Annotated in this window: 18 protein-coding genes; 10 read left to right on the top strand and 8 right to left on the bottom strand. The window is 68.5% G+C overall.

Annotation, left to right across the window (positions count from 1 at the left end; genetic code table 11):
• Nucleotides 1-2: 2 nt before the first annotated feature.
• Complete coding sequence (locus ABZU43_RS22005) at nucleotides 3-167, bottom strand: hypothetical protein (protein WP_355008346.1); 165 nt, start codon at nucleotides 165-167, stop codon at nucleotides 3-5.
• Between the two features lie 221 nt (nucleotides 168-388).
• On the opposite strand from ABZU43_RS22005, the gene ABZU43_RS22000 reads away from it, so the two are divergent.
• The 8 genes from ABZU43_RS22000 to ABZU43_RS21965 are packed head-to-tail and all read left to right on the top strand — an operon-like array spanning nucleotide 389 to nucleotide 12,179.
• Nucleotides 389-2,065: an ABC transporter substrate-binding protein gene (locus tag ABZU43_RS22000; RefSeq protein ID WP_355008345.1), complete on the top strand. Its 1,677-nt coding sequence runs from the start codon at nucleotides 389-391 to the stop codon at nucleotides 2,063-2,065.
• Between the two features lie 37 nt (nucleotides 2,066-2,102).
• Nucleotides 2,103-3,092, top strand: a complete 990-nt coding sequence (locus tag ABZU43_RS21995) for an ABC transporter permease (protein ID WP_355008344.1) — start codon at nucleotides 2,103-2,105, stop codon at nucleotides 3,090-3,092.
• Nucleotides 3,093-3,105: 13 nt separating this feature from the next.
• On the top strand, nucleotides 3,106-4,161 hold the full coding sequence (locus ABZU43_RS21990; RefSeq protein WP_355008343.1) for an ABC transporter permease: 1,056 nt from the start codon (nucleotides 3,106-3,108) through the stop codon (nucleotides 4,159-4,161).
• A complete protein-coding gene (locus tag ABZU43_RS21985) occupies nucleotides 4,158-5,084 on the top strand; it encodes an ABC transporter ATP-binding protein (protein ID WP_355008342.1) in 927 nt (308 codons plus the stop codon). The genes ABZU43_RS21990 and ABZU43_RS21985 overlap by 4 nt, the downstream gene beginning before the upstream one ends.
• The gene (locus ABZU43_RS21980; protein ID WP_355008341.1) at nucleotides 5,081-5,992 is read left to right on the top strand and encodes an ATP-binding cassette domain-containing protein; all 912 of its coding nucleotides are present in this window, start codon (nucleotides 5,081-5,083) and stop codon (nucleotides 5,990-5,992) included. The genes ABZU43_RS21985 and ABZU43_RS21980 overlap by 4 nt, the downstream gene beginning before the upstream one ends.
• 57 nt (nucleotides 5,993-6,049) lie before the next feature.
• On the top strand, nucleotides 6,050-8,641 hold the full coding sequence (locus ABZU43_RS21975) for a glycoside hydrolase family 2 protein (protein ID WP_355008340.1): 2,592 nt from the start codon (nucleotides 6,050-6,052) through the stop codon (nucleotides 8,639-8,641).
• Entirely contained in the window at nucleotides 8,638-9,960 is a 1,323-nt protein-coding gene (locus ABZU43_RS21970; RefSeq protein ID WP_355008339.1) for an AGE family epimerase/isomerase, read from the top strand. The genes ABZU43_RS21975 and ABZU43_RS21970 overlap by 4 nt, the downstream gene beginning before the upstream one ends.
• A complete protein-coding gene (locus tag ABZU43_RS21965; RefSeq protein WP_355008338.1) occupies nucleotides 9,957-12,179 on the top strand; it encodes an alpha-galactosidase in 2,223 nt (740 codons plus the stop codon). The genes ABZU43_RS21970 and ABZU43_RS21965 overlap by 4 nt, the downstream gene beginning before the upstream one ends.
• A 69-nt stretch (nucleotides 12,180-12,248) precedes the next feature.
• On the opposite strand, the gene ABZU43_RS21960 is transcribed toward ABZU43_RS21965, so the two are convergent.
• A complete protein-coding gene (locus ABZU43_RS21960; RefSeq protein WP_355008337.1) occupies nucleotides 12,249-13,508 on the bottom strand; it encodes an ROK family transcriptional regulator in 1,260 nt (419 codons plus the stop codon).
• A gap of 178 nt (nucleotides 13,509-13,686) precedes the next feature.
• Here ABZU43_RS21960 and ABZU43_RS21955 point away from each other — a divergent pair, with 178 nt between their 5' ends.
• Together ABZU43_RS21955 and ABZU43_RS21950 are read left to right on the top strand one after the other, a co-directional pair.
• Entirely contained in the window at nucleotides 13,687-15,171 is a 1,485-nt protein-coding gene (locus ABZU43_RS21955) for a cellulase family glycosylhydrolase (RefSeq protein WP_355008336.1), read from the top strand.
• A 181-nt stretch (nucleotides 15,172-15,352) separates the two neighbouring features.
• Nucleotides 15,353-17,434: a beta-galactosidase gene (locus ABZU43_RS21950; protein ID WP_355008335.1), complete on the top strand. Its 2,082-nt coding sequence runs from the start codon at nucleotides 15,353-15,355 to the stop codon at nucleotides 17,432-17,434.
• 153 nt (nucleotides 17,435-17,587) lie between these two features.
• Here the strand turns inward: ABZU43_RS21950 and ABZU43_RS21945 are convergent, their stop codons facing one another.
• The 6 genes from ABZU43_RS21945 to ABZU43_RS21920 all read right to left on the bottom strand — a co-directional run bounded on the left by ABZU43_RS21945 (nucleotide 17,588) and on the right by ABZU43_RS21920 (nucleotide 26,526).
• Nucleotides 17,588-19,042 carry an RICIN domain-containing protein gene (locus ABZU43_RS21945; protein ID WP_355008334.1) on the bottom strand — a complete coding sequence of 485 codons (1,455 nt, stop codon included), beginning with the start codon at nucleotides 19,040-19,042 and terminating at the stop codon, nucleotides 17,588-17,590.
• A gap of 144 nt (nucleotides 19,043-19,186) precedes the next feature.
• Entirely contained in the window at nucleotides 19,187-20,305 is a 1,119-nt protein-coding gene (locus ABZU43_RS21940) for a ricin-type beta-trefoil lectin domain protein (protein WP_355008333.1), read from the bottom strand.
• 84 nt (nucleotides 20,306-20,389) lie between these two features.
• Nucleotides 20,390-21,547 carry a ricin-type beta-trefoil lectin domain protein gene (locus ABZU43_RS21935; RefSeq protein WP_355008332.1) on the bottom strand — a complete coding sequence of 386 codons (1,158 nt, stop codon included), beginning with the start codon at nucleotides 21,545-21,547 and terminating at the stop codon, nucleotides 20,390-20,392.
• A 596-nt stretch (nucleotides 21,548-22,143) separates the two neighbouring features.
• Complete coding sequence (locus ABZU43_RS21930) at nucleotides 22,144-23,613, bottom strand: lectin (protein ID WP_355008331.1); 1,470 nt, start codon at nucleotides 23,611-23,613, stop codon at nucleotides 22,144-22,146.
• Between the two features lie 50 nt (nucleotides 23,614-23,663).
• Entirely contained in the window at nucleotides 23,664-25,043 is a 1,380-nt protein-coding gene (locus ABZU43_RS21925; protein ID WP_355008330.1) for a glycosyl hydrolase, read from the bottom strand.
• A 376-nt stretch (nucleotides 25,044-25,419) separates the two neighbouring features.
• Nucleotides 25,420-26,526 carry an ROK family transcriptional regulator gene (locus tag ABZU43_RS21920; RefSeq protein WP_355008329.1) on the bottom strand — a complete coding sequence of 369 codons (1,107 nt, stop codon included), beginning with the start codon at nucleotides 26,524-26,526 and terminating at the stop codon, nucleotides 25,420-25,422.
• Between the last annotated feature and the right edge of the window lie 86 nt (nucleotides 26,527-26,612).

Below are 26,612 nucleotides of genomic sequence, written 5' to 3'. Positions count from 1 at the left end.
AGTCAATCAACTAAATAACTGAGGAGGTCGCGACGACCGCGCCGGCCTCCGGCGATGTTGATGATGGCCGGGCGGTCGATCTGGGCGCCGAAGGCATGCCAGGCACCAGCGTCCAACGTGGGTGGACGACGGCGCTGAGCCAGGTACATCAGCTGCTCATGGCCCATCTGACGTATGAAACGACCCTTCGGCGAGGTGGCCGTCCGGCTTTGGGGCAGGGGTGGGGCCACGTAGCTGAGGCCCACCATGCGTGGTAACGGATCTGAAACATAGCGAGATCAAGTCGCCCCACGCATTGACTGAGTAAATTAAGTCGCTTAAGAATACATGCCATGCCCTTCCTGGGCCATGGCGGGCGAGCATCGCCCCCGCTCGTGAAAGGACCACGATGTCTCTCTTCACCGGCATACCGCGCCGCGCTGCGGCGCTCGCGGGCGCAGCCGCGCTCGGTCTCGTGCTGACCAGCTGCTCCGGCGCGACCTCGTCCACCAGCTCGGAGGCCACGCTCGTGGCCTACACGGGTCAATCGGGCGACTACCAGATCAACTTCAACCCGTTCTCGCCGTCCCGAATCGGGGGTCTCGGCGCGACCTACGAGACGTTGTTCTTCGTCAACAAGGCCAAGGTGTCCGACCTCGTGCCGCTGCTCGGCACGGAGCAGTCCTGGAACGAGGACGGCACCGTCCTCTCGGTTACCCTGCGCGACGGGGTGACGTGGAGCGACGGTCAGCCCTTCACCGCGAAGGACGTCGCGTTCACCTTTGGCCTGTTGAAGAACAACGCGGCCATCAACAACATCGGCTTCGACGGCACCGCCACCGCGGTGGACGACACCCACGTCACCTTCACGTTCAAGGCGCCGGCCTTCGTCAAGGGCCCCGACGTGCTCGGCACCGTGCCGATCGTTCCCGAGCACCTGTGGAAGACCATCAGCCCCACCGAGGACGTCGTCGAGAAGCCCGTCGGCACCGGCGCCTACCTGATCAGCGAGTTCAAGCCGCAGGCCTTCACCTACGCCTCGAACCCCAAGTACTGGGGCGGAGAACCGAAGGTCAAGAAGATCCGCTTCGTCGCGCTGTCCGGCAACCAGGCCGGCGCCGACGGCATCGCGGCCGGCACTGTGGACTGGTTCACCGGACCGATCCCCGATATCAAGAACACCAAGAAGAACTTCCCGAAGTACGACGCGTACACCCAGTGGCAGAACCAGATGGTGCTCGCCACCTGCTCCAGCGTGCAGATGGGCTGCAAGGGCCCACAGACCGACCCCGCCGTCCGGCACGCCCTCTACTCCGCCCTCAACCGCACGCAGCTCAACAAACTGGCGTTCCAGGACACCGCCAGCGCGATCTCCCCCACCTTCACGCTCACCCCCAGCCAGGACCAGTTCGCCTCCGCCGCCCTCACGGAGAGGGTGGCGCCCATGGCCGCCGAACCGCAGAAGACCGCACAGAGCCTGGAACAGGCCGGCTGGGTCAAGGGCGCCGACGGCATCTACGCCAAGGGCGGCAAGCGGCTGTCTCTGACGGTCGAGGTGGTCACTGGCTGGACGGACTACATCACCGCGATCGACACGATGGCCTCGCAGGCCAAGGCCGCCGGGATCGACCTGCAAGCCGCCCAGTCCTCCTGGAACGAGTGGACGGAGAAGAAGGGATCCGGCAACTTCCAGCTGGCCATCGACTCGCTCGGGCAGGGCCCCGCGCCGGACCCGTTCTACCTCTACACCTACTTCTTCGACTCCAACACCGGAGCCAAGGTGGGTAAGCCCGCCGGAAACAACTTCTCCCGCTACAACAACCCGGAGATCGACGCGGCGCTCGACAAGCTGGCCGCGCTCCCACTCGATGACAAGGCGGCCCGGCAGCCGTACTTCGACACCATCCAGCAGGCGGTCGTGCGGGACATGCCGTACGTCCCGATCCTGACCGGTGGGACGACGAGCGTGTGGAGCACCGCGAAGTTCAGTGGCTGGCCCTCGGACCAGGACCTGTACGCCTTTCCCGCAGTGTGGTCATCCCTCGACGCCGCGGAGATCTTCAAGCGGCTCAAGCCCCAGAGCTGACCGCCCGAGACGTCGCCCCCGAGGAGAGAGCGCTGCTGTGAGTTACTTCCTTCGCAAGCTGGGTTTCTACGCGGTGGCCCTGTGGGCCGCCCTGACCCTCAACTTCGCCATCCCGCGCCTCCTGCCCGGCAACCCTGTCGACATCCTGCTGGCCAAGCTCCAGCAGCGCGGCGGCTCGGTCAGCCCGGAGACGCGCAAGGCGTACACGCTCCTCCTCGGGGGCGACGACACGGGTTCCCTGTGGAGCCAGTACGTCAACTACCTCAAGAACCTCGCCCACGGCGACCTTGGGGTCTCGGTGAGCTACTACCCGGCCAAGGTCTCTGACGTGATCCTGACGTCGCTGCCCTGGACCGTGGTGCTCGTCGGGGTCGCCACCGTCCTCGCCGCGCTGCTCGGGGTGCTGCTCGGCGCGATCGTGGGGTGGCGCCCCGGGACGTGGCTCGACTCGCTGATCCCGGCCACGACGCTGCTGGCCGCCATCCCTTACTTCTGGCTCGCCCTGATTCTCACCTACCTGCTGGCCCGGGTGCTCGGCTGGCTACCGCTGCAGGGCGGCTACGATGTCGCGCTCAACCCCGGCTGGAACGCGCCGTTCATCCTCTCGGCGGTGCAGTACGCGATCCTGCCCGCCCTGACCATCGTCCTGGCGTCAATCGGCGGGTGGCTGCTCGGCATGCGGAACATGATGGTCTCCACCCTCTCGGAGGACTACGTCCTGACCGCGGAGGCGAAGGGCCTGTCGCCGAGGAAGATCCGGCGCTCCTACGCGGCGCGCAACGCCGTCCTTCCCTCCGTGGCCGGGTTCGCCATCTCCCTCGGGTTCGTGGTCTCCGGCTCGGTCATCACCGAGCAGGTCTTCTCCTATCCCGGGATCGGCGGGCGCCTGCTCGGTGCCGTGACGAACAACGACTATGCGCTCATGCAGGGGGTCTTCCTCTTCATCACGCTCGCGGTGCTCGGCGCCAACCTGATCGTCGACCTGCTCTACGGCCTGATCGACCCGCGCACCCGCGCCCGGCACTGAGGGGGACACCACGATGACGAATCTCAGCCCTGCCAGCGCGCCGACGGTTGCGGACGCCGCCGACGCGCTCACCCAGACGACCGGCCCGACCCCCCGCCCCGCCCGAGCGGGCTGGCGCATGCTCCTGCCCTCGATGACGCCCTGGCTGGCCATCGGTCTCGCGCTGGTCGTCGGCATCACGCTCTTCGGAATCCTCGCCGTCTACGTCGTGGGCGACCCCAAGCAGATCCGGGACCAAGGGCTCACGCCTCCGTCGGCGCAGTTCCTGCTCGGCACCACCCAGACCGGACAGGACGTCCTCGCGCAACTCGCCTACGCCACCCGCGGCTCACTACAGATCGGCGTACTCGTCGGCATCCTCGCCACCGTCCTGTCGGCGTTCTTCGGCATCTACGGCGCCTACCGCGGCGGCATCCTCGACGAGGCATTCTCCCTGCTGTCGAACGTCTTCCTCGTGATCCCCGGCCTGCCCCTGGTCATCGTGATCTCCGGCTTCGTACCTCGCGAGAGCCGTGGCGTGTGGACCATCGTCGTGGTGCTCGCCCTGACGAGCTGGGCCGCGTCGGCGCGGGTGCTGCGCGCTCAGACGCTCTCGGTGCGAAACCGCGACTACGTCGCCGCGTCGAAGGTCGCCGGCGAGAAACCCTGGCGGGTCATCGCCGTGGAGATCCTGCCGAACCTCCTGCCCGTGCTCGCGTCCCAGTTCGTGTTCGCGATCATTGCCGCAGTCCTCGGCGAGGCCGGTCTGGCCTTCATCGGCCTCGGCGCCTCAAACTCCGCAACGCTCGGCACGATGCTCTTCTACGCGCAGAACGGGTACGCGCTGTCGCTCGGCGCCTGGTGGTGGTTCGTGCCGCCGGGCCTGATCATCGCGCTCTTCGGCATGGGTCTGTCCCTGGTGAACTTCTCGATCGACGAGACCATCAACCCCAAGCTCAAGAACCTCCGCCTGTACCGCAGGCGCGCGCGGCGGGCCGCGCGTATGGAGCGGCAACTGGCCCGACGCGGCCAGGGTGCCACGGGCACCCCGGCCGCCCGCTCGACCGTCTCGGAGGTGCCCCCGCGATGAACACGACGCTGCTGAACGACAACGCCCCCGCTACCGGCGGGCCGAGGGCCGACGCCGTCCTGACGGTCGAGAACCTCACCGTCGTGTACGAGGCGGACACCTCGGTCACGGCCGTCCGGGACGCGAGCCTGACTCTGCACCGGGGGGAGGTCCTCGGCCTGGCCGGCGAGTCCGGCTGCGGCAAGACCACCCTTGCGTACGCGATCAACCGCCTGAACCGCCCGCCCGCCCGGATCGCGTCCGGACGGGTGACGTTTCACGACGGCGGCGGCGACGACGTCGATGTGCTCGCGCTGAGCGACACCGAGCTGCGCGCGTTCCGCTGGGAGAAACTCTCCATGGTGTTCCAGGGGGCGATGAACGCCCTCAACCCCGTCACCACAGTGCGGGCGCAGCTGCGCGACACCCTGTTGGCCCACCGCCCCGGTCTGTCCCGGACGCAGGTTCGCGAGCGATCGGAAGAGGTGCTGCGACGCGTCGGGGTGGACCCCCGTCGGTTGGGCTCCTACCCGCACGAGCTGTCGGGGGGAATGCGCCAACGCGTCATGATCGCCATGGCGATGCTGCTCCAACCACAGGTCATGATCATGGACGAGCCCACCACGGCTCTGGACGTCGTCGTCCAACGCGAGATCCTGAGCGAGATCATGCGGCTACGTGACGAGCTGAACTTCGCCGTCATCTTCATCACGCACGACCTGCCGCTGCTGCTGGAGATCAGCGACCGCATCGCCGTCATGCTGGCGGGCGAGATCGTCGAGCTTGGTGCGGCCGACCTGCTGTACCGCCACGCGCAGCATCCGTACACCCGCAAGCTCCTCGGCTCGTTCCCGAGCCTGTCCGGAGCGCGCGGCGCGTTCATCCGGTCCGGGGTCGACGAGACCGACGTCCCGGCCGACGGCACCATCGAGGAGCGAGCATGACCCTCGTCCACGTGACCAACCTCGTCAAGGACTACCGGATCCGTACCGGTCTGCGCCGCACCCGGCTGCGCGCCGTCGACCACGTCAGCTTCGACCTGATCCCCGGGCGCACCGTCGCCCTCGTGGGGGAGTCGGGGTCGGGTAAGTCCACCATCGCCAAGATCCTCACGCGCATGGAGAAGCCCACCTCCGGCAAGGTCGACGTGCGTCTCGACGACGGCACCCCGGTGCACGGGTCGCTGTACCGGCGGCAGGTGCAGATGGTCTTCCAGGACCCGTTCGCCTCCCTCAACCCCTTCCACTCGGTCGAGCACCACATCGCCCGTCCGCTGCGCATCCACCAGCGCACCCGCACCGCCGCCGAGACACACGAGCGCGTGCTGGAGATGCTCGAACGGGTCAACCTCACACCCGCCGAAACCATCGCGCCGCGCCGCCCGCACGAGCTCTCCGGCGGCCAGCGGCAGCGCGTCGCGATCGCGCGCGCCCTAGCACCGGGGGCGCAGGTGCTCATCGCGGACGAACCGGTGTCCATGCTGGACGTCTCGATCCGCCTCGGGGTGCTCAACCTGATGGGTCGCCTCCAGCGGGAGGATCGGCTCGCCGTCCTGTACATCACCCACGACCTGGCCACCGCGCGGCACTTCTCCGACGAGATCCTCGTGCTCTACCGCGGGCGCATCGTGGAGCGCGGGCCGTCCGACGCGGTGATCCTCGACCCGCACCACGACTACACCAAGTTGTTGGCGAGCTCCGCACCGGATCCCGAGCGCCTCGAACGCGTCACAGCCGCGGCGACTGTGGACCGCGACGCCATCGACAACAGCGTGTGCTACGACCACCGCACCCATCGGTGGGAGCGGGCCGGGGTGCCGTCGCCCACGGTGCCTGACCTGCCCGTGGGCTGATCTGGCAGGCTCCGCCGCCGCATTTCCCGTATTCGTTTTCGAACCTGAGGACACCGCGTGGCTTACCTCCCCTTCACCTTTCGCGCCCTGCACCACGGCTGGACCCTCACCGCCCCCGCGCTCCCCGACGACGTCCCCGCGACCGTCGCCGCGGCTCTCGCCGACGGCGTACCTGCCGTCGTGCCCGGTGAGGCGCACCTTGACCTGCGGTGCGCCGGCCTGATCGACGACCCGTTCGACGGTGCCAACGAGGCCGCCCAGCAGTGGATCGGCGACACGACGTGGCGCTACTCGACGACGTTCACGTGGTCCGACGACTCCTCGACCCGCCACGACCTGGTGGCCTACGGGCTCGACACCGTCGCCACCGTGGAGCTCAACGGCGACGTGATCGGGCGGACACAGAACATGCACCGCTCCTACCGCTGGAACGTGCGGGGCGCCCTACGCCCGGGGGAGAACACCCTCACGGTGACGTTCGCCGGCCCGGTGCCCGAGGCGACCGCGCGGGCCGAACGTGACGGCGCCCTGCCGCACGTCAACCACCACGAGTACAACCAGCTGCGCAAGATGGCGTGCTCGTTTGGCTGGGACTGGGGCATCGACGTCGCCGGCGCCGGCATCTGGAAGCCGATCGGGCTTGACTCGTGGTCCGGGGTGCGCATCGCCTCGGTTCGACCACTGGTGGACGTGGTGCCGGGCGGTGGGAGCGACGGTGCCCACCGCCGTCACGACGGCCTGCTGAGGGTGCACGTGGAGGTGGAGCGCGACGGCATCCGCGCCGACGAGGACGTCCCGCTCTTCGTCACCGTCACCGACCCCGACGGTGCGAGGCTGACCGCCAGCGGCACCGTGCCCGCTGGCGAGACGTCCACCGTCGTCCTCGTCACGGTGCCCCACGTGCGGCGCTGGTGGCCCGTCGGATACGGCGACCAGCCGCTGTACGGCGTGCAGGTCGAGGCGCAGGCCGCAGGTGACGTGGCGTTCTGGCGCGGGCGCGTCGGCTTCCGCACTGTCGAGCTCGACACCACGCCCGACGAAGCCGGGGCGCCGTTCCTGCTCCGAGTCAACGGCGAGCGGGTGCTCGTGCGGGGCGCCAACTGGATCCCGGATCATGCGTTTCTCACCGTGATCGACCGTGATCGGTACGCCCGACGCGTGTCCGACGCGCTCGAAGCCAACATCAACCTGCTGCGCGTCTGGGGCGGCGGCATCTACGAGTCCGACGACCTGTACGACCTTGCCGACGAGCACGGACTGCTGATGTGGCAGGACTTTCTCTTCGCCTGCGCCGCATACAGTGAGGACGCGCCGATGCGGACCGAGATCGACGCCGAGGCCCGCGAGAACGTGACACGGCTCAGCCCGCACCCGTCCCTCGTGCTGTGGAACGGCAACAACGAGAACACGTGGGGCTCGGTGGACTGGGGGTGGCCCGGCCGCCTGGACGGCCGAGGCTGGGGCGACCTCTACTACAACGACCTGCTGCCGCGCGTGCTCGCCGAGATCGACCCCACCCGCCCCTACTCGCCGGCCAGCCCGTACTCGTTCGGCGACTACCGGCACCCGAACGACGAGCGCTACGGCACCATGCACATCTGGGACGTGTGGAACCGGGCGGACTACACCGTCTACGCCCGGTACAGGCCGCGCTTCGTCGCCGAGTTCGGCTTCCAGGCACCGCCCGCCTGGTCCAGCCTCACCGCCGTGGTGCACGACGAGCCACTCGACCCGTTCGGCCCGCAGATGCTGGTGCACCAGAAGGCCAACCTCGGCAACGCGAAGCTGGAGCGCGGGTGGAAGGGCCACCTGCCCGACCCCGCCACCATTGAGGACTGGCACTGGACCACCCAACTCAACCAGGCGCACGCCATCCGGTTCGGCGTCGAACACTTCCGCTCCCTGACGCCTTACAACACCGGGACGATCCTGTGGCAGCTCAACGACAACTGGCCGGTGGTGTCCTGGGCCGCCGTCGACTTCGCCGAGCACCGCAAGCCCCTCTGGTACGCGCTGCGGGCCGCGTACGCCCCACGCCTGGCCACACTGCAGCCGCGCGCCTCCGCCGAGGCGTGCGCCGGCGCCTGGGAAGGACTCGATCCGGAGCCGGACACCCTTGCGCTCGTGCTGGTCAACGACACCGCCGAGGCGTTCGGCGGCACCTTCACTGTGACGCGGGAGACGTTCGACGGCACGCTACTGGCAAAGGCCACGATCGAGGCGTCGGTGCCCTCGCGCGGCGCGGCCACCCTCACGATTCCGGACGAGGTCGCCGCTTTCGGGGACCCCGCCACCGAGGTCATCGTGGCCGAGCCCGACGACGACACGACCGGGTTCGCTTCAGCGTTCTGGCACGGCGCCGAGGTGCTCGACCAGCGCCTCGACCTGCAACCGCTGCGGGTCGAAGCAGTGCCCACGGATGACGGCTGCCTGCTGCACGTGAGTACCACCTCCTACGCCCGCGACGTGTTCTGCCCCGTCGACGTGGTCGACCGCGCCGCCAGCGTCGACGACGGCATGGTGAACCTCCGGGCCGGCCGGTCCGTCACCTTCCGCGTGACGTCGCCGTCCGGCGACGCGCAGGCCTTCGCCGCCGCCGTGCGCTGCGCCAACACCCTCCTGGACCCGTCGGAGAGGACCCTCCCGTGACCGCCACCCCGGCCGTCCCCGTGAACCTGCTCGCCCTCCCCGCCCACCACGCGTGGCTGGACGCCGAGTGCCACCGGCTACTCGCCTTCGGCGCGCGGTCCGCGCTGCCCGACGGCGGTGCCGCCTACCTCGACACCAGCGGTCAGCCAGATCCCCGGCACGGCGTGCTCACCTGGATCAGCGCCCGCACCGCGCACGCGTACTCACTCGGAGTGCTGCTCGGCGTGCCCGGCAGCGCCCCCGTCGCCGACGCCGCGCTGGCAGCCCTGAGCGGCCGACTGCGCGACACCGAGCACGGGGGGTGGTTCCACGCGCTCGGACCAGACGGCGCCCCCGACCGCGCCGCCGGCAAGTCCTGCTACAACCACGCCTTCGTGCTGCTCGCCGCGTCATCCGCGGCGCTCGCCCGCCGCCCCGGCAGCACCATGCTGCTCGCCGACGCCGCCGACGTCTACCTCAGCCGGTTCTGGGACGACACCGCCGGCCGCCCGCTGGACACCTGGGACGCCGACTTCACGCGGCCCGACGACTACCGCGGCCTCAACGCCACCATGCACTCAGTCGAGGCGATGCTCGCCGTGGCCGACGCCGTAGAGGTGCTCGAGGACCCGGACGGGCCCGCCGTCGGCGGGGGAGCAGCCGCATGGCGGGACCGTGCCGCGCGGGCGGCACGATTCGTCGTCGAACTCGCCGTCGCTCACGACGGGCGCCTGCCCGAACACTTCGGGCCGGACTGGACCCCCGATCCCGGCTTCAACCGCAGCCAACCGGACGACCCCTTCAAGCCGTACGGCGCCACACCCGGACATGGCCTGGAGTGGTCACGGCTGCTGTTGAACGTCGAGGCCGCGGTCGGCGGCGACGACGCCCTCGCCGCGGCGGCGGTGCGGCTGTTCGACAGGGCCGTCGACGACGGCTGGGACGCCGACGGCGCGGAGGGCTTCGTCTACACCACCGACTGGGACGGCACACCTGTGGTGCGCCAGCGGATGCACTGGGTGGTGGCCGAGGCGATCGCCGCCGCCGCGGCGCTGCACCGGCGCACCGGCGAGCGGCGGTACGCCGACAGCTACGCCGCCTGGTGGGATTACGCGGAGCGTCATCTGCTCGACCGCACGGGTGGCTCGTGGTGGCACGAGCTCGACCCGCACAACATGCCGGCCACGACCGTGTGGCTCGGCAAACCCGATGTCTACCACGCGATGCAGGCCACGCTGCTGCCGCGCCTGCCGCTCGCGCCCACGCTCGCCCGGGCACTACGGTCGAGGCTGCTCGTCCCGTGGCCGGAGGACGCCAACGGTGGACGGCGGACGGTATGAGCGAGCGCGCGGCCGTGCCCCCGGAGATCGCCGTGTCGGTGGTGATCGGCGAGACACTGCCAGCTACGGGAGGCGTGCTGAACGACGCCGCGGACGACATTGTGCTGGACAACGGCCGTGTCCGGCTGCGGGTCACGGTCGTCGACGGGATCGCCCGGCTCGCAGAGCTCGTCCCTTCGCATTGGGCCGGCGCAGACGATCCGCCGCCTGCCATGCCGCTGGTCGAGGTCTCCACGAGTCACGTAGGACCCGGCGGCCGTCGGCACAGCGAACGAAACGCGACCAGAGGACTGCGCTTTGAGTCCGCCGACACGACACAGGTCCGCCTTGGTTCCGGTGCCGCGCCGGCCCAGCAACTACGCGTCGTGCTCGCCGACCCCGACACCGGTCTCTGCGTCGAATCATTCGCCGCACTGCTCGACGGCTCAGCCGTCGTCCGGACATGGTCCAGGGTGACGAACGCAGGAACTTCGCCACTTCTGCTGACGCAGGTCAGCTCGCTTGTCGTCGGTACCCTCGTCACGGACGCCGACGGTTCGTGGGACGAACAGATCCGGTTGTCCGTCCCGCACAACGTGTGGGGCGGCGAGTGCCAGTGGCGTGAGGCGAGTCTCGTGCAGCACGGCATCTACCGCACCTACCCGTCACACCAGCGCGAGCCCGTCGGTTCCCGCCACAGCCTCCTCGTCTCCAATGCGGGGTCGTGGTCGACGTCCGATCACCTGCCGATGGGGTTGCTGCACGACACCGGCCGCGGGCTTGGCCTGCTCTGGCAGATCGAGCACAACGGAGCCTGGTGCTGGGAGGTCGCCGACTGGAACGGCGGCTTGTACCTGCTGGCCAGCGGACCCACGGGCGCGGACCACGAGTGGCGCGAAATTCTCGAGCCGGGGGAGCAGTTCATCTCCGTCGCTGTGGCAACGGCCGTGATTGCTGGAGGTGGCGACGGTGACCTGCTCGACACGTCGATGGCCGAAATGACCCGGTACCGCCGCGCCGTCCGCCGACCGCACGCGGACAACGCGACACTACCGGTGATTTTCAACGACTACATGAACTGCCTCGAGGGCGACCCCTCCCAGGACAAAATCCTGCCTCTCATCCACAGTGCCGCTGAGCTCGGTGCGGAGTATTTTGTCGTCGACGCGGGGTGGTACGCCGAGGACGGGGATTGGTGGGACAGTGTCGGCGCGTGGGAGGAGTCCCGCGCCCGGTTCCCGCAGGGCCTGCGGGAAGTGCTCAACGAAGTACGCGGCCGCGGGATGGTCCCCGGACTCTGGCTCGAGCCGGAGGTCGTAGGCGTGCGGTCTCCGCTGCTGGGCGAGCTGACCGACGACATGCTGTTCTGCCGCGACGGCACCCGGCTGGAGGTCACCGGCCGCTATCAGCTTGATTTCCGCCACCCGGCGGTCGTGGCACGCCTCGACCGCGTGGTGAACCGGTTGGTCGCAGACTACGGCCTGGGCTACGTCAAGTTCGACTACAACATCGACGCCGGCCACGGGACCGACATCGGCTGCGCCAGCCCCGGTGCCGGGCTCCTCGGGCACAACCGCGCGTACCTGAGGTGGGTCGCCGGGGTCATGGACCGCCACCCGGGCCTCGTCATCGAGAACTGCGGGAGCGGTGGGCTGCGCATGGACTACGCGACGCTGGCGCTGCACCCGGTGCAGTCCACTACCGATCAGCGTGACCATCTGAAGATCGCAGCAATCGCCGCTGCGGCGCCCACCGCCGTCACGCCCGAGCAAGGCGCCGTCTGGGCTTATCCGCAGCCCCACTTCACTGCCGAGGAGAACGCGTTCACTGTCGCTGTATCGCTGCTGAGCCGCGTACACCTCAGCGGTCGGGTCGACCTGCTCTCACCGGAGCAGACCGCCCTCGTCGGCGAAGGGCTGGCCGTGTACCGGGCGCTGCGCGGCCGCCTGCCCGACGCTGTACCGCTCTGGCCTCTCGGTCTGCCGGGATGGAACGACGACTGGGTGTCGCTCGCACTCCGGACCGCCGATGAAACATACGTGCTCGTCGCGCGGCGTGCCGGCGAACGGACCGCGGTGCTTCCGCTGAGGCACCTGGCCGGTCAGCTCTGCTCGGCTGAGGTGATTTTCCCGGTCACGTTACCCACGCAACTCGCCTGGGACGACGACGAAGGCAAGCTGACAATCGAGCTTCCCCCATCGCCCGCCGCCCGGCTCGTGCGGCTGCACGGGCGCAACTAATCAAAGTAAGTCAACGAGTCGGACAAGCAGGACGGTCAACGCCTACTGTGCGGGCGCCGACCGAATCTCTCAGTGGAATTCGGCCGTGCCGGCGGGAACCGGCCGTGCCCCGTCGTCCGTGCGGGGGTGACGCAGGGTCAGCTCGCTCTGCAGCACGAGGATCGCTCCGCCGATCGCCGCCGCGTCCGACCCGTTCACCGACGGCACGATGCGCACCGGATGCGCCCGCCGCGCGAACAGGCGGCGGTCCACCTCCTGCTGGATCAGCGTCTGGTAGATCGAGCCGGCCACCGCGAAGCTCGGCCCGGCCAGGACGATGGTGTCCACATCGAACAGGCAAGCCATGGTGACGGCCGCTCCACCGAGATGGCGGGCCGACTGCTCGACGAGGCCCCGTGCGCCGGTGTCACCGGCGTTCGCCGCAGCCGCGATCCGCGCGAACTCGGTGAGGAGATCGGCGGCGGTCGAGTCCAGGGCCAGCCGCTGGGCAAGCCCGGGTGTCGCCATGGCCTGCCGGACGATGGCCGACGGGCCGGCGTAGTTCTCCAGGCAGCCGACGTTGCCGCAGGAGCACTCGTCACCGTTGATGTCCATCGAGATGTGGCCGATCTCCACGCTGTTCGAGGAACTCCCTCGGTACACCTCGCCGGCGACCACGACTCCGCCGCCGATTCCGGTGGCCATGTAGATGCAGCCATAGGTGCTGCGCGGGTCCACCGCACCCATCCAGTACTCGCCGATCGCGGCGGCCGCCGCGTCATTGTCGAGCAGGACCGGCAGCCCAAGAGTCTCCGCGAGCAGCCGCGCGACCGGGTAGTCGAGCCACGCATCTGTCGGCTGCGGCGTCAACAGCACACCCGCGCGCCGATCCTGCGGCCCGTAACTGACCAGGCCGACCCCCAACACGCGCTCGCGGTCCACGGCCGCCGTGGCCAGCAGCGCGTCCACCTGCGAGGCCACCAGGGGCAGCGCCCGCTCCGGCGGCATCGACGCCACGCCCTGGAACGACGTCCGGGCCACCTGTCGGCCGGCCAGGTCGACGACCACGATCACGCACGTATTGCGCTCGAGTTGCACCCCGACGCTGTAACGGGCAAGCGGATTGAGCTGCACCATGGTGCGTGGCTTGCCGCCCGTCGGCCCACCTCGGCCGGCCTCGACCACCAGGCCGTCGCCCATCAGCTCGCGCACGACCGCAGAGATCGTCGCGCCGGTCAGGCCCGTCGCCGCTGCAAGCTCCACCCGGCTGATGCTGCGTGCCGCCCTGATGAGGTCCAGCACCAGGCCGCGAGTCTTCGGCCGGCTGGCCCAGATCGGGCTGCTCGCCACGGTGCCTCCCAGTATTCGCTGCTTAACCAGGCTACTTCACTTACCGCGTCCGCAGTCATCCGCGACTTACGTAGTCCGCGCCTTGAGCACGGTGCCGCAGTGTGTTGACTTTCGTAACCAACCTAATAAAGGATGTTTGCAGCGCTCCCATCGATCTCTCACCACCCGAGGAGATCAGATGAAACATCGTCTTGCACTACTGGGCGCCAGCGCCACCAGCGTGCTGATCCTGGCTGGCATGGCAACGGCCAGCCTCCCCGCCGCAGCGGCCGCCTCCGGCTGCTCGGTCACCTACACGGTGCAGAGTCAGTGGCCGGGCGGGTTCACCGCGAACGCCAATGTCACCAACCTCGGCGACGCGCTGTCGAATTGGACGTTGACATTCGACTTCCCCAACGCGAGCCAGAAGGTCACCCAGGGCTGGGGCGCCACCTGGACCCAGGCCGGGCCCCGAGTGTCGGCGGCCAGCATGAGCTGGAACGGATCTCTGCGTACCAACGCCTCGACCTCGATCGGGTTCAACGGCTCGTGGAGCGGCGCGAACCCCGTACCCGCGTCGTTCGCGCTCAACGGGACCATGTGCACCGGGTCGGTGACCACACCGACCCCGAGCCCGACCACCACCCCGCCGCCCAATGGGCCGGCGCCGAAATTACACGCCTCCGGTAACAAGATCCTCACCGCGGACGGCAAGCCGTACCGGCTGCTGGGCGTGAGCCGCTCCGGCGGGGAGTTCGCCTGCGTGCAGGGCAAGGGCCTGTGGGACTCAGGCCCGGTCGACCAGGCCTCGATCGATGCGATGAAGACCTGGAACATTCACGCCCTGCGCGTTCCGCTCAACGAGGAATGCTGGCTGGGTCTCAACGGCTCGCCCAGCGGCGCCGCCTACCAGCAGGGCGTCAAGGACTACGTGAACCTGCTCGTCGCCAATGGCATCAACGTCATCCTCGACCTGCACTGGACCTGGGGTGCCTACCCCGGCAGTCCGGACTGGCACTGCAAGGACGAGCACGCCACCTGCCAGAAGCCCATGCCGGACGCGCGGTACGCCCCCCAGTTCTGGACCGGCGTCGCCAACGCGTTCAAGGGCAACGACGCTGTCGTCTTCGACCTGTTCAACGAGCCGTACCCGGACATGCCCGCCGAGTGGAACAAGACCCTGGGCTGGCAGTGCCTGCGCGACGGCGGCACCTGCACCGGCCTGCCCTACGAGGTAGCCGGCATGCAGGACCTCGTCGACACGGTCCGCGCCACCGGCGCCACCAACCTGCTCATGGTCGGCGGCCTGGAATGGACCAACGACATGCGGGAGTGGTTGACCTACCGACCGAACGACCCGCTGAACAACCTGGCCGCGTCCTGGCACGCGTACAGCTTCAACGCCTGCGCCAGCGAGTCCTGCTGGGACAGCCAGATCGCCCCGCTGGCGCAGCAGGTGCCGATCGTGCTCGGCGAGTTCGGCCAGGACAACTGCGGCTTCGACTACATGCAGCGGCTGGTCGACTGGGCCGACGCGCACGACCTGAGCTACCTCGCCTGGACCTGGAACCCGTGGGGCTGCACCAGCGGTGCCGTGCTCATCAAGGACTGGGCCGGCACACCGGAGCCCGGCGTCGGCGAGGGCTACAAGGCCCACCTGCTGACCCAGAGCCCCTACCTGTAAAAGGTCTCCGCGGTCGGCCAGCGTCGCGAACGCTGGCCGACCGACGGCCCACCCACCCGGATCCGAGGGGATGGCATGCGCACGAAAATTCAACTGGTGTTTCCGGTGGTAGCGGGCACCACACGGCTGGTGTCCGGCGTGCGGCGGTCGACGCTGCCGACGACGGCCGTGGAGGTCGGCGATGTCTGACCTGCCACCGCGTGTGCTGTTCGGTGCGGCGTACTACCACGAGTACCAGCCGTACGACCGGCTCAAGACCGACCTCGACCAGATGGCCGCGGCCGGATTCACCGTCATCCGGGTCGGTGAATCGGTCTGGTCGACGTGGGAACCGGAGGACGGCCGATTCGACCTCGACTGGCTCCAGCCGGTCCTCGACGGCGCCCACGAACGGGGAATCAGCGTGGTCCTCGGCACACCGACGTACTCGGTGCCCCCGTGGCTGGCTCGCCGGTACCCGGAGATAGCCGGGGAACTACGCACTGGCGAACGGATGGGGTGGGGCGGCCGGCAGGAGGCGGACTACACCCACCCCGCCTTCCTGTTCCACGCCGAGCGGGTGGTTCGCGCGGTCATCGCCCGGTACGCCGACCATCCGGCCATCATCGGGTTCCAGGTCGACAACGAACCCGGCCTCTGGCTGTTCCGCAACCACGGCGTCTTCCAACGGTTCGTCGACGAGCTGCGCCGCACCTACCAGAGCGTCGAGACGCTGAACCGGGAGTGGGGTCTGGTCTTCTGGTCGAACCGGCTGTCGACCTGGGAGGACCTGTGGCGGCCGGAGGGCAACACCCATCCCCAGTACTCGTTGGCGTGGCGGCGCTTCCAGGCGCGGCTGACCACTGAGTTCATCGCCTGGCAGGCCGGCATCGTGCGGGAGTACGCCCGCCCGGGACAGTTCGTCACCACGTGCATCGACTACGGGCGGCCGGCTGTCGAGGACGAGGAGCTTGCCGGTCGCCTCGACGTGACGGCGGGCAACGCCTACTACGAGGTGCAGGACGCGCTGACGCTTCCCGACTCCCGAACGCCGACGGACAGGTTGGATGACGGGGCGTGGACGATCTCCCAGCGCGCCGACCGCATGTGGAGTTCACGCCAGGAGCCGTTCCTGGTCACCGAGACGAACGCCAACCACCGGATCTCCCCGCACAGTCGCCCCGCCTACGACGGGCAGTGGCGTCAGGCCGCGTGGGCCCTCGTCAGCCGTGGTGCGCAAATGATCGAATACTGGCACTGGCACACGATCCACGCGGGCGCGGAGACCAGTTGGGGCGGGATCCTCCCGCATAGCGGGCGACCAGGACGCACCTACCGGGAGATCGCCCGCATCGGCCAGGAACTCGCCACGGCCGGCGAACTCGTCGCCGGGTTGATCCCCGACGCCGACGTGACCCTGCTCCACTCCTCGCCCACCAGGTGGCTGATGCAGGAACATCCGCCGCTGGCCCGGCAGGATGGCAGCGGCGACCGCGACTCCTACCACGCGTTCTTCGACGTCTTTCACCGCGGGGCGTTCGACGCCGGGCTGCAGACCCGCATCGTGCACACCAGTCAGCTGACGGCTCAACCCGTCGAGCAGGCTGTTGAGGACCATCCGGTGCTCGTGGTGCCGGGGCTCTACGTCGCCGAGGACGCCCTCCTGGACTGGCTGAAGGCGTACGCGCACGTCGGCGGGCACCTCGTCGTCGGCCCCCGCACCGGCTACAGCGACGGCGAGACGCGGGCGCGCATCGACGTGCAGCCCGGGCGCCTCGCCGACGCCGCCGGAGCGTGGTACGAGGAATTCTCCAACCTGTTGACCGACGTGCCGGTGATCGCACGGGACACTGGACTGACCCTGGACGGGCAACCGGCCGCGACTCGCTGGCTGGAATGTCTGATCGCCGAGGACGCGACAGTGCTGGCCGGCTACGACCACCCACACTTCGGGCAGTGGGCGGCCGTCACCACCAGGGTGGTCGGACGCGGACGAGTCACCTGCGTCGGGGCGCTGCCCAACATCGACCTCGCCCGCGCCATCATGCGTTGGCTCGGCCCCGCACGATCACCCCAGTGGTGGGTCATGCCCGAATCAGTGACCAGCACCGGAGCGACCGCGCGCACCGGACAGCGGTTGCGCTTCCTGCACAACTGGTCGTTCACACCGGTGGACGTCCGGATCCCGGTCGCGGTCACCGACGTGCTCGACGACACCCGGTACACCTCGGGGGACGACCTGCGGTTGGGACCGTGGGACGTGCGCGTCCTCGTCGAGGACTGACCAGTCCTGCACACTGAATCGCCCCGGGTCGGTGGCTTTCCCACCAGACCCGGGGCGATTTTGCAGCTACACGTGTGGTGGGACGGTCCGGCGGGTGACGGCCGGGGAACCGGGTGCCGCGCCGACGGCACCCGGTCCGGCGTTACCGGCGAACTACTGCCGGGTCCACTTCTGGTTGTTGCCGCCAGTGCAGTTCCAGGTCTGCACTGTGGTGCCGTTCGCGGTGCCCGCGCTGGTCACGTCCAGGCACAGCCCGGACTCGCGGCCGACGACCGTTCCGTCACCGTTGAGGGTCCACTGCTGGTTGGCGCCGCCGTTGCAGTCCCAGATCTGCACCTTGGCGCCTGCGGTGGTGGAATGACCGGGGACGTCGAGGCATTTGTTGCCGTAGACCTGCAGGGCGCCGTTGGGCAGCGCGACCCAACGCTGGTTGCTTCCGCTGTTGCAGTCCCAGATCGCCACCTGTGTACCGTTGGTGGTGCTGGCCCCGGGCACGTCGAGGCACCGGTTGGAGCCGACACCCCGCAGCACGTTGCCGGAGCCGGTGGGCGGCGGCGTCGTCGGGCCGTCGAGTCCCCAGCCGTGCCGGAGCCGGTCGAGCCCGGACTGGTTCGTGACGGTCAACGACAGGTTGGTGCCGCTGCCGGTCAGTGACGTGATGGCGCAGGAGGCGTTGAAACAGGGGCCAGGGCCCTGGGTCTGGTTGGCTTCCTTGACGCCGGTCCAGAGCAGCGAGCCCATGCCCAACTCTCGTACGGTGTCGGTGAGCGCGTAGAAGTACGACACGTTGTTGTTGCCGTCGCGGGGGCCGTTGTAGTTGACGCCGGTATTCATCGGCACGCCGAACTCGGTGAGGATCGCCCGGTCGGCGTACCCGCACAGGCGGGCCTTGAAGCTGTTGATCCACTCTGCCTCGGTCGGGTGGGTTTCGCCGCCCAGCGTGTACATGTGGATAGACAGTAGGGTTCCGTTCAGCCGGGAATCGGCGCCCACGGCGCACAGGTCGATGTCCGACCAGAGCCCCGGCACCACGATCCGGCCGCGCGGGATGCTCGAGTAGCGCTGCAGGAACGCGGCCGCGAGGTTGGTCAACTCGGTCGCGCTGTACCCCCACGGTTCGTTCACGATGTTGAAGTAGAACCGGCTGTTGCTGCCGTACTTGGCGATGACCGTGTCCCACATCGTGTAGAACGCGTTCATGTCGCTGATCCGGCCGCCGGTCGGAGGCCAGGGTGCGATCATCACGTTCATGCCCATCGCGCTGGCCGCGTCGTACGCCGCTGTCAGGCTGCCCCACCACGGTGACGACGTGGTCTGTGGGTTGATCCCGAACCGGACCGTGTTGGAGCCGAAGCTCTGGAATCCCCTGAGGATCGCGGTGGCCTTCGTGTAGGTGGTCGCGTAGCTGTCTGACTTGGACAGACCGATTGGGACGTTCTCGTCGTACAGGAAGTTGTCCCTGGTATCCGCCCAGTTGACCCCGCGGAACTGGCTGGTGGCTGCCTGCGCCGGTGCGCTGGGCGCTACGTAGAGGCCGAGTGATCCCAGCAGCACGGTGGCGACCGCGCCAATCGAAGCAAGACGCCACAGGTGTCTCCGTACAGTCATGTCATCCTCCATGTCGGTGGCCAACTTCACCTCAGGCTCCGCACCTCGTCGCGGGTCACGACGGAGACGCTGTGGTGGCCCTGAGGGGGTTTCGTGCGGCTGGTGATCCAGCCGATGAGGTGGCACCGCTGTCGCGGGCGGCGCCTATCCGAGGCGCCATTGTTGGTTGGTGCCGTTGTTGCAGGCCCAGAGTTGGGCGAGGGCGCCGTTGGCGGTGGAGCCGCCGCTGACGTCGAGGCAGAGGCCGGATTGGGCGCCGGTGATGGTGCCGTTGGTGTTGACGTTCCATTGCTGGTTGGCGGTGCCGGCGCAGTCCCAGATGATGACTCGGGTGCCGTTGGTGGTGCCTTGGCCGGCGGCGTCGAGGCATTTGTTGCCGTAGACGGTGAGTTGTTTGCCGGAGGTGTGGGTGAAGCGTTGGTTGGTGCCGCTGTTGCAGTCCCAGATGGCCAGTTGGGTGTCGTTGGTCTGGGAGGCGTTGGGTACGTCCAGGCACTTGCCCGCGCCCACGGCGCGGACCGGGCCGCCCGTGACCGGCGGGGGCGTGGGTGTGACACCGTCCAGCGCCGAGGTCAGTGGGCCGAACCACCTAGCGGCGATCTTCTGGATACCGGAGTTGTTCGGGTGGACCCCGTCGCCGGTGTCGGTGGCGGTGTTGAAGCCGGTCCACTGGTCGACCACCGTGATCGGCGAGACCGCTGTGGTCTTTGATACGGCCCAGGCGGGGATCGCGTTGTTGAAGGTGACCACGCGCTGAGCGCACTGCGAGCAGTTGCTCGGGTTCATCGGGAGAATCTTCGCGACGAGGATCTTCATGCTCGGGTTGCTGGCCCGCATCTGGTCCACCAGCCGGCCGAAGGCGCTCAGGATGGTGGCCGGGGCGATGTTGCTCCAGACATCGTTGGTGCCCAGGTGCATGACGACGACGTCGGGCCGGGTGGCGGACAGCCAGCCGGGCAACTGGTTTTGATTGGCGATGTTGGTGGCGAGATAGCCGCCGTGGCCTTCGTTGTCGCCGTCGTACGCGACGCCGCAGCCCTGCGCGGGGAGTGTGCCGACGAAGTCGACGTTCCTGTAGTTGGCGTTCTGCAACTGATTCCAGAGCAGAGCGCGCCAGCAGCCCGGTGAGCCGGTGATCGAGTCGCCGAGCGGCATGACCCGTACCGGTGCGGCGGCTTGGGCCGGTCCGACCGCGACAAACGCGGTGGCCAACAACAGTGCGGCAAGAAGTCCGTGGAGATAGAGAGGGAATCTACGAAGCATGGGATAACTCCTGGCACGTCATGTGAGGGACCTGAGTGGCTCGGCAGGGCGTCCACGACGCCCTGCCGAGCCTGTTGTCCTCGGCTATCCGAGGCGCCATTGTTGGTTGGTGCCGTTGTTGCAGGCCCAGAGTTGGGCGAGGGCGCCGTTGGCGGTGGAGCCGCCGCTGACGTCGAGGCAGAGGCCGGATTGGGCGCCGGTGATGGTGCCGTTGGTGTTGACGTTCCATTGCTGGTTGGCGGTGCCGGCGCAGTCCCAGATGATGACTCGGGTGCCGTTGGTGGTGCCTTGGCCGGCGGCGTCGAGGCATTTGTTGCCGTAGACGGTGAGTTGTTTGCCGGAGGTGTGGGTGAAGCGTTGGTTGGTGCCGCTGTTGCAGTCCCAGATGGCCAGTTGGGTGTCGTTGGTCTGGGAGGCGTTGGGTACGTCCAGGCACTTGCCCGCGCCCACGGCGCGGACCGGGCCGCCGGTGACCGGCGGGGGTGTTGGCTGGGCGGTGGAGCCGTACGGGCACTCGCTGAGGTATCGCGAGACGCCGGTGGAGTCCGCGAGTGACGGGCACAGCAACGGCGCGTAGCGGTCGTCGTTGTCGAGGAAGATCTTCAGCCAGGGGATCTCCCGCCGGGTCACCTGGGAGTTTCCCCAGGTGGGGAATCCGTGGCCGCCGCCGGTGAGCTCGACGTAGGCCCCCTTCGTGGTGGCCGGCTTGGTGGCCCACAGGCTGTTGATCGAGGACGGGGTGATGGTGCCGTCGTCCCGTGCGCCCATGATCAGGGTCGGTACTCGTACGGTGGACAGGTTCTGCGAGAACGAGGCCGGCGCCAGGGGTATGGCCGCCTTCAGCGAGGGGCGCCGCATGGCCGCGCTGATGGCGCCGCCGCCGCCCATGGAGTGACCGAGCACGGCGAGCCGGTTCGGGTCGACCCGGTCGCGGACCGGGCTCTGCCCGGTGAGGTAGTCCAGCGCGGCGAGCAACTGGGTGCCGCGTGCGGTGTCGTAGTCGGTGGGGCTGTTGGTGTCGATGCCGATCACGACGAAGCCGAACGACGCCAGCCAGGGTCCCATCCAGGCGCCTTCGGCGGCCCAGCTGGCGGTGTAGCCCGGTACTGCCGCGATCGCGCCCCAGGTCCCCTGGCTCGTGTCGGTCGGGTAGTAGATCTTCCCGCCGTTGAAGCCGAAGCCGCGCGGCACGGTGATCTCGGCGGTGGCGAACGTGCCGCGGTTGGCGGCGACGCTCTGCACCGTGGGATTCGGCCCCCGTTGGTACGAGGCTGCAGCAGCGGAAGGGGAACTGTCCAACACGGCGGTCCCGGCCATGGCTACGCCCAGCATGGCTGCAGCCGCGCCTGCCATGATGCGCCAGCCTCGGCGAGACGAGGATCTGAGATCCTGCCGACCAGCCCCGCTACCGCTCGGCACCTCGGACGGCGGATCTGCGCTCGACACTGGGCGGAGGTCACCACCGCTGCCATTGTGAGAGTCTGCGTTCACGTCGCTCACACCTTTCGTAAGATTGCTCTTCGCACCTCGACTGCCGGCCCTCCGACAGCGTCATCAGTGGGTGCGTGTTCGTGTTCCGTCCCGGCATCCACGAGAGATTGGTCGCGCAAGGGACAGCGACTGTTCGTGGCGCGCATTCGGCAATCTGGGTAACCGTGCGCTCGGGGAATCGGTGGTCCGGAAGGGTTGCGTTCTCATCGCCGGACGACCGGGTATGGAGCCACCGAGCGAGTGGTGGCCAGGCAGCCGTTCCTATACGCCTGAACCTTCGTCAGAGGCAAATCGAGGGATCGGTCCTTCCGGGCCATGCCGATCAGGCACGGCCCGGAAGCTCGCGTCTACCTCAGGTTCGGTACCTCGTCGCGGGTGACCACGTACGAGCTGTTGTAGACGGTGTTGATGAACGATGGTGAGTTGACGCTGCTGTCGCTGATGAAGCTCGTGTGCCAGGTGTTGAACAGCACCCACCGACTGCCGGAGGACTGCAGCTGCGCCGGGTCGGGGATGCGGCCGTTCTCGTGCAGCGCGATCGGAATTGATCCGCCGTACACGTTTCGGGCGGCGTTGAACATCGACGTCAGCGGCCCGTGGTCGCCGGCGTACGTGTCGGCGCCGCCGATGTCGACGTACTGCTTGCCGGGGTACCAGGCAGAGCTGGGGGAGCCGTTGAACGGGTGCAGGTAGACCAGGTTGTGCACCCCCTGGGCGCGCATGAAGTTGTAGGTGTAGGCCCACAGCCGGTTGTACTGGCCAGCCCCCTCCATGCTCCACCAGAACCAGGTGCCGCTGGCCTCGTGCCAGGGGCGGAACAGGACCGCGCCACCGCCGTTCTGGATGATCTTCAACTGGTTGGCCCACGCGGTGAGCCGCTGGTTGAGCCGGCCGTTGTCGGCAGTGCCGGAGGTGAGCGCCGCGTTGATGTTCGCCCGCATCAGGGAGCCGTCATAGCCGTCGGTGTTCTGCGCGGGCGAGCCCATGTGGTAGCCGACCATCGGGATGCCGCCGGCGTTCCACCAGGCCAGCCCGCGGGCACCGAAGTCCGGAGCGTCACCCATGTCCTGGCCGCGGACCGCCGGGTACTTGCCGGAGGCGTTGCGGATGATGTTCATCTCGTAGTCCGGGCCGCCGACCCAGGTGGACTCCTGCTGGCCGGAGAGGATGTGGTTGCCGTACTGGCTGTAGACATAGCACAGCAGCCGGCGCGCGGAGGCGGTGGCGTTCGGGTCGACGGGAGCGACGTTGCAGCCGCCGGGGGTGGGCGGTGGAGTGGTCGGGTTGCCGCCGCCCTGCGACCAGCGCTGGTTGGCTTGGCCGTTGCAGTTCCAGAGGGCGACCAGGGTGCCGGCGGCGGTGGCGGCGCCGGAGACGTCGAGGCACAGCCCGGACTGCACACCGGTGATGCTGCCGTTGGAGTTCAGCCGCCACTGTTGGTTGGCAGCCCCGGTGCAGGACCAGATGATCGCGGCGGTGCCCGCGCTGGTCTGGCCGGCCTCGGCGTCCAGACACAGGCTGTTGTTGAAGACGCGCAGCTCACCGGCGTCGGTGAAGGTCCAGGTCTGGTTGGCCTGGCCGTTGCAGTCCCAGATCTGCACGCGCGTGCCGGTGGTGGCGGAGTTGCCGACGACGTCGAGGCAGCGTCCGGAAGCGGCGCTGACCAGCCGCCCGGTCGACGCGGCAGCGGCATTTCCGGCGGTCAGCCAGACCGCGGACAGACTGACGCCGGCAGTGGTCAACACGGCGATCAGCAGGCTCATCCACCGGGTGCGGCGTCGCCGCGTCGGCGGGGTGGGAGGTGGAGCGAGTGCCATGTCAGTACTCCAAGGGGACGGGATGGGGTGCGGTGGCGTGAAGCGGGGGATCAGCGGAGGTTGGGGAGCTCGTCGCGGGTGACGACGTAGTTGTGGTTGTAGACGCGCCGCAGGAACGTGACGTCGTTACGCTCGGTGAGCCAGGTGCCGTTCCAGGTGCTGAACAGCACCCAGCGGGTGCCGGTGGACTGGAGCTGGTCGGGATCGGGGATGGGGCCGTTCTCGTGCAGGGCGATCGGGACGGTGCTGCCGACGATGGCGCGGGTGCGGTTGAACAGCGTCGTCAAAGGGTTGTGGTCGTTGGCGTAGGTGTCGGCGCCGCCGATGTCCACGTACTGCTTGCCCGGGTAGAACGAGGCGTCGGGTTCGCCGTTGTACGGGTGCAGCCAGACCAGGTTGTGGATGCCCTTGGTACGGGTGAGGTAGTCGAACTGGAACCGCCACAGACGCTGGAACTGGCTGCCGCCCTCCTTGCTCCACCAGAACCAGGTGCCGCCGGCCTCGTGGTAAGGCGCCCACAGGACGGCGACGCCATTGGACTGGAGGCGCTGCAGTTGGGCTGCGGCGGCGTCGAGCTCGGAGAGATAGGAGCGGTTCTCTGCCGTGCCCGGCGTGAGGGTGGCGTTGATGGACGCGGTGCCGCCGTAGTTGCAGGAGCTGGTCGCCGGTGCGCCGACATGCCAGCCGATCAACGGGATGCCGCCGGCGTTCCACCAGGCGAGGGCCCGGTCAACGGCGCCGGGGCGGTCACACATGTCGAGGCCACGGATGGCCGGCTGCTTACCGGTGTTGGCCAGGATGTGGTTGAACTCGGCCTCGCTGCCGTTGGTCTCCCGCTGGCCGGACAGGATGTGGTTGCCGTACTGGCTGTAGAGGTAGCACAGCAGTTTGCGAGCCTGGGTGGTGGCCTGCGGGTCGACCGGGGCGACGGTGCAGGTGGGCGGCGGGTTGGTTGGCCCGCCGGCTTGGGTCCAGCGCTGGTTGGCCTGGCCGTTGCAACTCCAGGCCACGACCCGGGTGCCGTTGGCCGGGTTGTTGCCTTCGACATCGAGGCACAGGTCGGACTGGGTCGCCGTGATGCTGCCGTTGGTGTTCAACCGAAATTTCTGGTTGGTCTGTCCGGTGCAGTTCTGGATGGCAAGGGAGGTGCCGGCTGTGGCGCTGGGCAGGTCCAGGCATCTGGTCTCGTTGAAGGTGCGAATTTCACCCTGGCTGGTGAAGACCCAGCCCTGGTTCTGCTGCCCGTTGCAGTCCCAGATCGCGACCGGGGTGCCGGCCGCTGGGTTGTTGCCCGACACGTCGAGGCAGCGACCTGACGCGGCACTGACCAGCGGGCTGCCGACTGCGGCCGAGGCGGTGCCCGCTCCCAGCAGTACCGCGCCACCGCTCGCCACCACCAGAGCCGTGGCAAGCAGAATTCTCCATCTCATGAGGTTCTCCTCTGGGTATCGGGGGGTGTCCATACCGTCCGACTCATCGGGTTGTGACGAACCAGGGAGCTGGACGTGCCCGGGGTCCAGCCTGTGAAGCTGTGCAGATAGGTGCGGATAACTCGATACGAGTTACCGAAGGAGGCTGTTCATCCTGTCGCTGGCCGGGTCGATCGCGCCGATACCGGCGTTGACAACGCTGTCACGGCGGGCGGCGGGCACGTCGTTAACATGCCGGAATCATGTTCTTAGTTCATGCACGCTGTCAAGTATGTCTATGCATCGAAGCGTCGCAGCCGGCCGAATGGTGCTGGCGTTGTTTGACTGCATCAACAAACGTTCGCAGGTCACGCCCTGGATGCGGGGGAGGCGGTGGTCAGCGGGCCAGGATGCGGTGCTGGAGGGCGATGACGGCGGCGCCGCGGGCCCATTCGCTGAAGGTGAAGGGCTTGACCACCACGTCGACGGGCGTCGAGGTCCAGTGGGTGTTAGCGGTGAGCGCCGTGTTGAACGCCTCGGCGCACACGTCGTACATCGCGACCGCCTCGCCGGACAGGATGACCAGCTGTACACCGGTGATGTTGGCGACCGTGGCGACCACCTGCCCAAGGGCGTGGCCGGCCTCCTCGAAGATGCGCCGGGCCGCCGGCTGGCCTTCCCGCGCCAGTTCCAGGCACTCCTCGAAGGTCAGTTCCGAACGGCCGAGGGTGGTCGCGACGGCGCGACGGATCGCCGCCGAGCTGGCGTACGCCCGGGCGCAGCCGCGGTGGCCCATTTCGCAGAGCGGGCCGTTGTCGTGGATCGGCAGGTGGCCGACCAGGCCGGTGCCCCGGCCGGCGCCACTGACGAGGCGGTCGCCGATCACCAAGCCGCAACCGAGACCGGCGCCGACTGTGATCAGCGCGAACGAGCTGTGCCCCACGCCGGCACCGAACCACTGCTGGGCGGCGGTCAGCGCCCGTACGTCGTTTTCCACCACTGCTGGTAGGCCCGTGGCCGCCGCGACGAGGTCGCCCAGGGGAACGTTCCGCCAGCCGAGAAATGGAGAGGTGGGCACGACGGGGTCTCCTCCGGAGGCCGTGCCCGCCAGGCTGATCCCGACGGCCGTGGGCGGCTGCCCCGATCCGGTCAGCTCGCGCACGGCCTCGCCGATGCGGGCCACGACGTCGTCGACGTCGTGACTGATCAGGGGGCAGCGCAGCTCACGCTGTATCTCGGCGCGAAGGTCGGTGCGGACCGCGAACAGCTCGTCTTCGGTCAGCTTGACACCGATCAACGCCGCACGGGCCGGGTCGACCGCCAGCGGCTGGGAAGGGCGACCCATCGTGCCGTGATCGCCGAGCGGCCGGTGGAGCAGGTAGCCGTTTTGCAGCAACGGTTTGGTCAGCTTTGTCACGGCGGACGGCGACAGGTCGAGCCGCCGTGCCGCCTCTGCCCGGGACAGTGGCCCGTGCACCAGCAACTCCACGAAAACCGATCGCATGCCCTCGGTCAAATGCGCATCGGACAACACCTGGACATCTTGGACACGTTTGTTGATGATGTCAAGGAATGAGCGCGGCCTGCTCG

Source organism: Micromonospora sp. NPDC005205 (assembly GCF_040608275.1).
Taxonomy (GTDB): domain Bacteria; phylum Actinomycetota; class Actinomycetes; order Mycobacteriales; family Micromonosporaceae; genus Micromonospora.
This window is presented reverse-complemented; position numbering and strand designations above follow the sequence as displayed.

Excerpts from the sequence above, each read along its gene's own strand:
- ABZU43_RS22005 (WP_355008346.1), bottom strand. The coding sequence starts at position 167 with ATGGGCCATGAGCAGCTGATGTACCTGGCTCAGCGCCGTCGTCCACCC.
- ABZU43_RS22000 (WP_355008345.1), top strand. The coding sequence starts at position 389 with ATGTCTCTCTTCACCGGCATACCGCGCCGCGCTGCGGCGCTCGCGGGC.
- ABZU43_RS21990 (WP_355008343.1), top strand. The coding sequence starts at position 3,106 with ATGACGAATCTCAGCCCTGCCAGCGCGCCGACGGTTGCGGACGCCGCC.
- ABZU43_RS21985 (WP_355008342.1), top strand. The coding sequence starts at position 4,158 with ATGAACACGACGCTGCTGAACGACAACGCCCCCGCTACCGGCGGGCCG.
- ABZU43_RS21980 (WP_355008341.1), top strand. The coding sequence starts at position 5,081 with ATGACCCTCGTCCACGTGACCAACCTCGTCAAGGACTACCGGATCCGT.
- ABZU43_RS21965 (WP_355008338.1), top strand. The coding sequence starts at position 9,957 with ATGAGCGAGCGCGCGGCCGTGCCCCCGGAGATCGCCGTGTCGGTGGTG.
- ABZU43_RS21955 (WP_355008336.1), top strand. The coding sequence starts at position 13,687 with ATGAAACATCGTCTTGCACTACTGGGCGCCAGCGCCACCAGCGTGCTG.
- ABZU43_RS21950 (WP_355008335.1), top strand. The coding sequence starts at position 15,353 with ATGTCTGACCTGCCACCGCGTGTGCTGTTCGGTGCGGCGTACTACCAC.
- ABZU43_RS21945 (WP_355008334.1), bottom strand. The coding sequence starts at position 19,042 with ATGACTGTACGGAGACACCTGTGGCGTCTTGCTTCGATTGGCGCGGTC.
- ABZU43_RS21940 (WP_355008333.1), bottom strand. The coding sequence starts at position 20,305 with ATGCTTCGTAGATTCCCTCTCTATCTCCACGGACTTCTTGCCGCACTG.
- ABZU43_RS21930 (WP_355008331.1), bottom strand. The coding sequence starts at position 23,613 with ATGGCACTCGCTCCACCTCCCACCCCGCCGACGCGGCGACGCCGCACC.
- ABZU43_RS21925 (WP_355008330.1), bottom strand. The coding sequence starts at position 25,043 with ATGAGATGGAGAATTCTGCTTGCCACGGCTCTGGTGGTGGCGAGCGGT.
- ABZU43_RS21920 (WP_355008329.1), bottom strand. The coding sequence starts at position 26,526 with ATGCGATCGGTTTTCGTGGAGTTGCTGGTGCACGGGCCACTGTCCCGG.